General features: G+C 74.1%; 7 protein-coding genes. 2 read left to right on the forward strand and 5 right to left on the reverse strand.

All coding sequences use genetic code 11. The features are described 5' to 3' along the window. Positions 1 to 247: 247 nt before the first annotated feature. Complete coding sequence (gene murJ, locus ACI799_RS20860) at positions 248 to 1,786, forward strand: murein biosynthesis integral membrane protein MurJ (RefSeq protein ID WP_456613849.1); 1,539 nt, start codon at positions 248 to 250, stop codon at positions 1,784 to 1,786. 82 nt (positions 1,787 to 1,868) lie between these two features. After that, a complete protein-coding gene (locus tag ACI799_RS20865) occupies positions 1,869 to 3,011 on the forward strand; it encodes an ATP-grasp domain-containing protein (protein ID WP_456595957.1) in 1,143 nt (380 codons plus the stop codon). Positions 3,012 to 3,025: 14 nt separating this feature from the next. On the opposite strand, the gene ngg is transcribed toward ACI799_RS20865, so the two are convergent. From ngg to ACI799_RS20890, 5 genes are all read right to left on the reverse strand, one after another. Continuing rightward, the gene (ngg, locus tag ACI799_RS20870) at positions 3,026 to 4,786 is read right to left on the reverse strand and encodes an N-acetylglutaminylglutamine synthetase (RefSeq protein ID WP_456613850.1); all 1,761 of its coding nucleotides are present in this window, start codon (positions 4,784 to 4,786) and stop codon (positions 3,026 to 3,028) included. Between the two features lie 11 nt (positions 4,787 to 4,797). Next, positions 4,798 to 6,582: an N-acetylglutaminylglutamine amidotransferase gene (locus ACI799_RS20875; RefSeq protein WP_456590143.1), complete on the reverse strand. Its 1,785-nt coding sequence runs from the start codon at positions 6,580 to 6,582 to the stop codon at positions 4,798 to 4,800. A 238-nt stretch (positions 6,583 to 6,820) separates the two neighbouring features. Further along, positions 6,821 to 7,579: an iron ABC transporter ATP-binding protein gene (locus ACI799_RS20880; protein ID WP_456589659.1), complete on the reverse strand. Its 759-nt coding sequence runs from the start codon at positions 7,577 to 7,579 to the stop codon at positions 6,821 to 6,823. Positions 7,580 to 7,592: 13 nt separating this feature from the next. Beyond that, complete coding sequence (locus ACI799_RS20885) at positions 7,593 to 8,588, reverse strand: iron chelate uptake ABC transporter family permease subunit (RefSeq protein WP_456595958.1); 996 nt, start codon at positions 8,586 to 8,588, stop codon at positions 7,593 to 7,595. Then, the gene (locus ACI799_RS20890) at positions 8,585 to 9,529 is read right to left on the reverse strand and encodes an ABC transporter permease (RefSeq protein WP_456613851.1); all 945 of its coding nucleotides are present in this window, start codon (positions 9,527 to 9,529) and stop codon (positions 8,585 to 8,587) included. The genes ACI799_RS20885 and ACI799_RS20890 overlap by 4 nt, the downstream gene beginning before the upstream one ends. Between the last annotated feature and the right edge of the window lie 153 nt (positions 9,530 to 9,682).

Genomic DNA, 9,682 nt, shown 5'->3' on the forward strand with positions numbered 1-9,682 from the left:
CGCGCGCGGCGCCGCCCGCGCCCGGGGCGGGGGGCCGCCGCCCCGCGCCCCCGGGGCGGGGGCCCCCCCCCCCCGGCCCCGGCCCCCCCCCCCCCCCGACGATCAGGTCACCTGATCACCGATGAGGGCGAGGGTGGCGGCGGGTCCGGTGCAGCCCCGGCCCGGTCGACCGTCATGATCGGACCCCGTGACACGTGACGGGGGACCCCCACCCGGGGACGCCCGGCGCGGGCCCCGGCGCGGGGGAGTGGCACGGGCAGCGACGCTCCTGATCTCCCTCACCGCCGTCAGCCAGCTCCTCGGGTTCGTCCGGGACGCCGTCATCGCCGCCGTCTTCGGTGCCGGCGCGGCGCTCGACGCCTACCTCGTCGCCCAGGGCGTCATGAACCTGGTGCTCGCGCTGGTCGCCGGCGCGCTGGCGCGGGCAGTGGTGCCCCCCGTCGCCCGTGCGGTGGCCGCGGACGACGGCCCGCGGGCCGATCGCACGGTGCGCACGGTGCTGACCCTCGGCACGCTGGTGCTCGTCGCCGGTTCGGTGCTGATGTTCCTGGCCGCCGAGCAGGTGGTCGCGGTGCTGGCCCCCGGCTTCGACGAGGCGACAGCAGCGCTGACCGTCGAGCTCACCCGCATCGTGCTCATCGCCGCCGTCTTCATCGCCGCCACGGACATCCTCGCGGCCGCCTGCCAGGCCCACGGCCGCTTCTTCGCCTCCGGGCTGCAGGGCGTCCCCTTCAACCTCGTCATGATCGGCGCGGCGCTCTGGGCTGGCGCGCGTTTCGGGATCGAGGCGCTCGCGGTCGGCTTCGTCGTCGGCTCCGCCGTCCGCATGCTCGTCCAGCTCCCTGCCGTCCGCGCCGCCGGCATGCGGCTGCGGCCCCGGCTGGCCCTGCGCGATCCGGACGTCCGCGAGGTGCTCCGGCTGACCCCGCCCCTGCTGGTCGGCAGCGCGGTCCTCAACGTCAACACGCTCGTGGACCGGGCCGTCGGCTCGGCGCAGGGGGAGGGCGTCATCACCGCGCTGAGCCTCGGCTTCCGCGTGATCCACCTCGTCGACGCGCTGCTCGTCGCGACGGTCGTGGCCGCGCTGTACCCGACGTTCAGCGCCGTGGGCGCACCCGACCGCCGGGCCGACCTGCGCGCCCTCGTGGACCGCACGTCACGGCTGCTCGTCGCCCTGCTGGTCCCCGTGGTCGTCGCGCTGGTCGTGCTGGCCCGGCCGGTCGTCCAGTTCCTGTACGGCCGGGGCGACTTCGACCAGGCCGCGGTGACGGCGACGGCCACCGCCGTCGCCTTCTCGGCCGCGGCGGTCCTCGGCATCGCGCTCCGGTCCACCACCGCTCGGGCCAGCCTGGCGGTCGGGGACAGCCGGACCCCCACGGTCGTCGCCGTGGCCGCCATGGTCGTCAACGTCGTCGGCGACCTCACCCTGGGGGTCGCCTTCGGCATCGCGGGCCTGGCGGCGTCGACGAGCCTGTCCCTGCTGCTGGCGGCGGCGCTCGCCGTGGCCCTCCTCGCGCGCCGGCACGCCGCTGTCACCCCGCGGGCGCTGGTGGGGACGGTCGCGCGCACCTCCGCGGCGGCAGCCGCCGGGGGGCTCGCCGCCACGGCCGTGCTCGCGGGGTGGGCGGGCGAGCCGGCGGACACGCTGACCGCGGCCGGTCAGATCGTCTCGGGAGGCCTCATCGGGGCCGCCGTCTACGCCGCCGCCCTGGCCGCGCTGCGCGGGCCGGAGCTGGGCGAGCTGCGCGACCTCGCACGCCGCCGTCTGCGGCGCCCGGTCTCCTGAGCCGCCCACCGACCTCCCCCCGTGCGGGCGGGCGGGCCGGGGCACCCACCCGCAGCCCGACCCGACCTCATAGGGTTGCGCGATGCCTTCTGCCGGTCGCGCGCTCGTGCTCACGTCGAGCCGGGACCGCGGGGCGCTGGCGGCCGTCCGCGCGCTCGACCGGGCCGGCTGGCACGTCGGCGTCGGGTCGCCCGACGCGGGTGGCATGGTCGCCGCCTCCCGCTCCAGCCGGCGGACCCACCACGTACCCCGCCCGCGTGGGCACATGGACGACTTCGTGGCGGCGGTCCGGCGCGCCGTCGCCGGGGGCGGGTACGACGTCGTCTTCGGCAGCGGCGATGACTGGATGGCGGCCCTGGCGGTCAGCGCGGGATCGGTACCCGCAGTGGTCGTCCACCCGCCCGCCGAGGTCGCCCTGGCCGCGCTCGACAAGGCCGAGCTGGCGCAGCGCGCCACCGACGCGGGGCTGCCCTCCCCCCGCACGGAGCTGGCGACCCCGGCCGCGCTCGCCGGCTGGACCGGACCGGTCGTGGTGAAGTGCCGCGCCCACTGGCAGCCCGGTCTGCGGCAGCGGCTGCGCATCGAGGCGCGCCGCTACCCCGATGTCGAGCAGGCACGGCCCCGGGTCCGGCTCCTGCAGGACGCGGGCTTCGAGGCGCTGCTGCAGGAACCCGTCGACGGGGAGCTGGAGGCGCTGGTCGGGCTGCTGCACGAGGGCCGGCTCCACGGGCGCGTCCAGCAACGCGCGCTGCGGCTGTGGCCGACGCCGAGCGGGGTCACCAGCCGCGCCGTCACCGTGCCGGTCGACGAGGAGCTCGCCGCCGGTGCGACCCGGCTGCTGACCGGGCTGGGCTGGTCGGGGCTCGTGCAGCTGCAGTTCCTGCGCGACGATGACGGTGGCCTGCGGCTGATCGACCTCAACGGCCGGTTCTTCGGGTCGATGGCCCTGTCGACCGCGGCCGGGCCCAACCTCCCGGACGCCTGGGCACGGCAGGCGCTCGGGCTGCCGCTGCCGCCGCTGCCCGACGGGACCGCCGGGGTGCGCTACCTCTGGACGGCGGGCGACTTGCGGCGGGCCGCGGCCGAGCGCCGGGGTGGACTGCTCGCCGACGGCGCCTCGGTCCTGCGCTGGTTCCCGGGCGCCGTCTCCAGCGTCTGGGACGCCCGCGACCCGGGGCCGACCCTGGCCCTCGCCGCCGAGCGCGTGCGGCGGCGCCGGGTCTGATCCCGGCCCGGGCGTCAGCCGCGGCGGCGGGTCTCCGGGAAGAGCAGGTCGACGAAGCGCTCCGCGGTCGGCTGGGGCTCGTGGTTGGCCAGCCCCGGCCGTTCGTTGGCCTCGATGAACACGTAGTCGGGCCCGCCGACGTCGGGCACGAGGAAGTCGATCCCCGTCACCGGGATGTCCAGCGCCGTGGCGGCGCGCACCGCGGCATCGGCGATCTCCGGGTGCAGCCGGTCGGTGACGTCCTCGATCGTGCCCCCGGTGTGCAGGTTCGCCGTCCGCCGCACCTGGATCCGCTCGCCGTTGCGGGGGACGTCGTCCATGTCGTAGCCGGCTGCGGCGATGACCTCGACGGTGGTGTCGTCCAGCGGGATCCGCGACTCGCCACCGGTCGCCCGCTCCCGGCGGCGGCTGGTGGAGCGGACCAGGTCGGCGACGGTGCTCCGGCCGTCGCCGATGATCTCCGCGGGCCGCCGGACCGCGGCCGCGACCACCTCCCGGTCGATGACGACCACCCGCAGGTCCTGGCCGGGCACCAGCTCCTCCACGAGGACGTCGGGGCAGAACTGGGCCGCGTGGTGGACGGCGCGCTGCAGGGCGGCGTCCCCCTTGACCCCGACGGTGATGCCCTTGCCCTGCTCTCCCCGCGCGGGCTTGACGACGACGGCGTCCACCTCGCGCAGCAGGGCGGAGGCGGCCGCCAGGTCCTCCGCGGTGGCGCGGGCGCCCCGGGCCACCCGGACCCCCGCCCGCTCCATGATGCGGCGGGTGACGCGCTTGTCGTCGCAGCGGCTCATCGCGACCGCGGTGGTGAACTCCGAGAGCGACTCGCGGGTGAGCACGGTCCGGCCACCGACCGACAGCCGCATCTCGCCCCACTCGGCGTCGGTGACCTCCACCCGGATGCCCCGGCGCAGCGCCTCCTCGGCGATGATCAGCGCGTAGGGGTTCAGGTTCTCCAGGCCGGGGGGCCGGGCGGCGAACAGCGGCGTGTTGATCGGGTTCTTCCGCTTGACGCAGACCGCCGACACCCGGGTGAACCCGAGCTTGCGGTAGAGCGCGATGGCGCCGCTGTTGTCGTGCATGACGGAGAGGTCGAGGTAGGAACGGCCACGGCCGACGTAGCGCTCGGCGAGCACCCGCACCAGCGCCTCACCCGCCCCGGGCGGGGCGTCCTGGTTGTGCACGGCCAGGCACCACAGGCTGGTGCCGCCCTCGGGGTCGTCGAAGGCCAGGACGTGGTCGACCCCGGTGACCGTGCCGACGATGGCGCCCGTCCGCCGGTCCTCGGCCACCAGGTACGTGAAGCAGCGCGTGCGGTGGTTGCGCCACATGACGTCGGCGTCGCCCACGACCATGCCGTTGAGCGCGTAGATCTCGTTGATCCGGTCCATGTCCGCGCGCGAGGTCGCGGTGCGGACGAACACCCCCCGGATCAGCTCGTGCCGCGCCCGGTAGCGGTGCAGGTCCAGCCGGTAGGTGTAGCTCGGGTCGATGAACAGCTCGTCGGGTGCGAGCCCCACCAGCACGTGCGGGTCCCGGGGGTAGATGCAGATGTCGCGCTCGCCGGTCTCCTCGGCGCGCAGCGCGTCGACGATGCCCTCCAGGTCGGAGAAGGTCTGGCCGTAGACCAGCCGCCCCCACCCCATGTCGAGCACGACGTCGGACTGCATGCCCTGCAGCTGGTGCTCCGACGGCTCCCGCCACGAGTGGTCGGTCAGCGCGGGCGTGCTGGCCACCGCAGTCCGGCGTCGGTGGCCGGCGAGCCGGGGTGCCATGGTCATCTCCCTCAGACCGAGTGCGTCTGCAGCCACAGCTCCAGCAGGCCCAGCTGCCAGAGCTTGTTCCCGCGCAACGGGGTCAGCTCGCCGTTCGGGTCGGCGAGCAGCTCCCGCACGTACTCGGGACGGAACAGCCCGCGGTCCCGGGCCGCATCGCTGGAGAGGGCGTCCCGCACCAGGTCCAGCACCTTGCCCTGCAGGTGGGTGATCGCGGGCACGGGGAAGTAGCCCTTGGGCCGGTCGATGACCTCCGGCGGGATGATGCGCCGTCCGATGGCCTTGAGGATGCCCTTGCCGCCGTCGGCCAGCTTCAGCTCCGGCGGGCAGAGGGCCGCGAGCTCCACGAGGTCGTGGTCGAGGAACGGCACCCGGGCCTCCAGGCCCCAGGCCATGGACATGTTGTCCACCCGCTTCACCGGGTCGTCGACGAGCATGACCTCGCTGTCCAGCCGCAGCGCGGCGTCGACGGCCGTCTCGGCCCCGGGCGCGGACATGTGCTCGCGCACGAAGGCCAGGCTCGGGTCCTGGTCGAGCGCGTACCGGCCGGAGACCACGTGCCGCATCTGCGCATGGTCGCGGTCGAAGAAGGCCTTCGCGTAGGTGCGCACCGCCTCGTCGCGGTCCACGCCGGCCAGCGGCGGGTACCAGTGGTAACCGGCGAAGACCTCGTCGGCACCCTGGCCCGACTGCACCACCCGGATCGACTGGCTGACCCGTTCCGAGAGGAGGTCGAAGGCGACGACGTCGTGGCTGACCATCGGCTCGGCCATGGCACCGATGGCGTGCCCGAGCGAGCCGGCCAGTTCGTCGGAGCCGACGCGGATGCGGTGGTGGTCGGTGGCGAAGCGCTCGGCGATGACGTCGGAGTACTGGAACTCGTCGCCCTCGCGGCCACCGACGGACTCGAAGCCGATGGAGTAGGTGGCCAGCCCGGTCTGGCCCTCCTGGGCCAGCAGGCCGACGATCAGGCTCGAGTCCAGCCCGCCGGAGAGCAGCACGCCGACCGGGATGTCCGCGACCAGGCGGCGCCGGACGGCGACCCGCAGCGCCTCCTCGATCGCGTCCTCCCAGTCGCGAGCGGACCAGTTCGCGTGCTCGGGACGACGCTCGTAGGTGGCCTCCCAGTAGCGGTGCTCGCGGCTGGTGCCGTCGGGCTCGATGACCCGGACGGTGGCCGGCGGCAGCTTGCGCACGCCGTTGAGGATCGTCCGGGGCGCGGGGACCACGGCGTGCCAGGTCAGGTAGTGGTGCAGGGCGACCGGGTCGACGGAGGTGTCGACCTCACCGGCGCGCAGCAGGGCCGGGAGGGTCGAGGCGAACCGCAGCCGCTTGCCCGGCGTCTCGGAGAGGTACAGGGGCTTGATGCCCAGCCGGTCGCGTGCCATGACCACCCGGCCGGTGTCCCGCTCGGCGATGACGAAGGCGAACATGCCGTGCAGGTGCGAGACGACGTCGGTGCCCCAGTGGTGGTAGCCCTTGAGGATCACCTCGGTGTCGCTGTGCGAGAAGAACCGGTAGCCGTGGCCCTCGAGCTCGGCCCGCAGCTCCTGGTAGTCGTAGATGCAGCCGTTGAAGACCGCGGTCAGGCCCAGCTCGTTGTCGACCATCGGCTGGGACCCGCAGGTGGTGAGGTCGATGACCGAGAGCCGGCGGTGCCCGAAGGTGATCCGCCCGTTGCTCCAGAAGCCCTGGCCGTCCGGACCGCGGGGGACCAGGGACTCGACCATGCGGGTGACCGCTGTCGTGTCGGCCATCGAACCGTCGAACGTGATCTCGCCACTGAGGCCGCACATGCAAGATGATCTAACCCCTCTCGGCGGAAATCCGCTCGTCGAGACTCCCCCGGGCGGGGCGGTCGTGGCGCACCTCACGCGCGGTTCCACGTGGAACGACGAAGCAGGAGCCGCCGTCCCGACCGCCGCATCCTGGCTCACCTGACGGGGTCCTGGCTCACCGTCCACCGTGAGCCAGGACCCCGGACGATCAGGTCACCTGATCAACAGCGGGGCGGCGATCCCGGCGACGGTGGGCTCAACTCCACGGGACCGCGACCCGCCGCCCACCGAGGTCGTGGACGTCCACCTCGACGTCGAACACCTTCCGCAGCAGCTCCGGGGTCATCAGCTCGGCGGTGGGCCCGGCGGCGACGAGGTGGCCGTCGCGCATCGCGACGATGCGATCGGAGTAGGCCGAGGCGACGTTCACGTCGTGCACCACGAGGACGACGGTGCGGCCCAGCTCGTCGGCCATGCCCCGGAGCATCCGCATCATCTGGACGGCGTGCCGCATGTCCAGGTTGTTCAGCGGCTCGTCGAGCAGCACGTAGTCGGTGCCCTGGCACATCACCATCGCGACGTACGCGCGCTGGCGCTGCCCACCGGAGAGCTGGTCCAGGTGCCGATCGGCCAACGGGCCGAGCTCGAACCAGTCCAGCGCCTCGTCGATGCGCGCGCGGTCCTCGGCGGTCAGCCGCCCACCCGAGTGCGGGAAGCGGCCGAAGGCGACGAGCTCGCGGACGGTCAGCCGCACGGTCATCGAGTTCTCCTGGCGCAGCACCGCCAGCCGGCGGGCCAGCACCGGGCCCGGCGTCCGGGCGACGTCCATGCCGTCGACGAGCACCCGGCCGCTGTCGGGGGGCAGCAGCCGCGCCGCGACCGACAGCAGCGTCGACTTGCCCGCGCCGTTGGCGCCGATCAGCGAGGTGATGCCGCCGGCGGGGACGGTCAGCGAGACGTCGTCGACCACACGGGTGCCGCCGTAGGACTTGCAGACGCTCTCGATCTCGATCACTGGCCGTGCTCCCTCACTGACGGGGCTCCCGGACGAGGAGGGCGATGAAGACGATCCCGCCCACGAAGTTGATGACGATGCTCAGCGCCGAGTTGAAACCGAACACCCGCTCGAGCACCAGCTGGCCGCCCACCAGGGCGAGCACCGCGAGCAGCGCCGCCCCGGGCAGCACCCAGGCGTGCCGGTGGGTGCCCAGCAGCTGGCGGGCGAGGTTCGCCACGAGCAGCCCCAGGAACGTCACCGGGCCGACGAGCGCCGTGGCGACGCCCACGAGCACCGCCACCGCCAGCAGCGCCCGGTTGACCACCCGCCGGTGCTCGACGCCCAGGCCGATCGCGGTGTCACGGCCGAGCGCGACGACGTCCAGCCGGGGGAGCAGCCGCCACACCGCGACCGTGACCAGCCCGACGACCACGGCCGACAGCGTCAGCAGCCGCACGTCGACGGAGTTGAAGCTGGCGAACATCAGGTCCTGCAGCGTGAGGAACTCGTTGGGGTCGATGAGCCGGGAGACCAGCAGCGTGAGGCTGAGGAAGAGGCCGCCGAGCACCACGCCGAGCAGCACCAGGACGTACACGTCGCGCGCGGTGCGCCCGAACAGGAGGCGGTAGAGGCCCGCGCCGAAGGCGACCAGCACGACGACCTCGACCAGGAACCGCAGCCGCGGGTCGGTCGAGGTGACCGTCGAGGCGCCGAGCAGGAAGACGCCGAGGGTCTGGATCAGCACGAAGAGCCGGTCGAACCCCATGATCTCGGGGGTGAGGATCCGGTTGTTCGCGACCGTCTGGAACAGCACGGTCGACACCGCGATCGCCACCCCGACCACGACCATCGCCGCGACCCGCCGGCCGCGCATCTGCAGCGCGAAGCTCCAGGACCCGCTCACCCCGACGGTCAGGAAGGCGGCGACGGCGACGACGGCGAGCACCGCCAGCACGACCAGCGTGCGACGCCGGCGGGTCGCCTGCTGCGCCGCGGTCGGTGACCCGGTGCGGTCCAGGACGCTCACGAGACCCCCCGGCTGCGCGCCCGCAGCAGCAGCGCGATGAACAGCACCCCGCCGATGACCCCGCCGACCATGCCGACGGGGACCTCGTAGGGGTAGCGGATGATCCGGCCGAGGACGTCGCAGACCAGCACGAAGGCCGCTCCCGTCAGGGCCGTCACCGGCAGCACGCGGCGCAGGTTGTCCCCCATCGCCAGCGTGACGATGTTGGGGACGACGAGGCCCAGGAACGGGATGTTGCCCACGGTCACCACCACGATGGCGGTCACCACCGAGGCGATGGCCAGCCCGGTCGTGACCACCTTCGTGTACGAGACGCCCAGGTTGATCGCGAAGCTCTCGCCCATGCCGGCCGCGGAGAACCGGTCGGCGAAGAGGTAGGCCACCACGGTCGCGGCCAGCACCAGGTACAGCAGCTCGTAGCGGCCCGACAGCACGCCGGAGAAGTCGCCGTTCATCCAGGCGTCGATGGACTGCAGCAGGTCGAACCGGTACGCGAGGAAGGCCGCGGCGGCGCTGACCACGCCACCGAGCAGGATGCCGACGAGCGGCACCACGAGGATGTCGGTGAGCACCATGCGGCGCAGCAGCCAGACGAAGAAGAAGGTGCCGGCCAGCGAGAACACCGTCGCGATCGTCATCTTGCCGAGCAGCGAGGCGCCGCCGAACCACAGCGTGGCGACGACCAGCCCCAGCCCCACCCACTCGGTGGTGCCGGCGGTCTGCGGCGAGACGAACCGGTTGCGGGTCAGCGACATCATCACCAGGCCCGCCACCGCCGTCGCCGAGCCGGCCAGCAGGATCGCCAGCAGCCGGGGCACCCGGCTGGTGAGGAACACCCGCGCCTGCGCCTCGTCGGGGTCGAGGAGGTCCAGCGGCGTGAGGTCGCTGACCCCGATGAACAGCGAGCCGAACGAGGCGGCGGCCAGCAGCAGGAGCGCCACCGCGATGTGCCACCGTTGCACGCCGCGGCGGGGGGGGGGGGGGGGGGGGGGGGGGGGGGGGGGGGGGGGGGGGGGGGGGGGGGGGGGGGGGGGGGGGGGGGGGGGGGGGGGGGGGGGGGGGGGGGGGGGGGGGGGGGGGGGGGGGGGGGGGGG

The sequence above is a fragment of the Blastococcus sp. SYSU DS0753 genome (assembly GCF_054051175.1).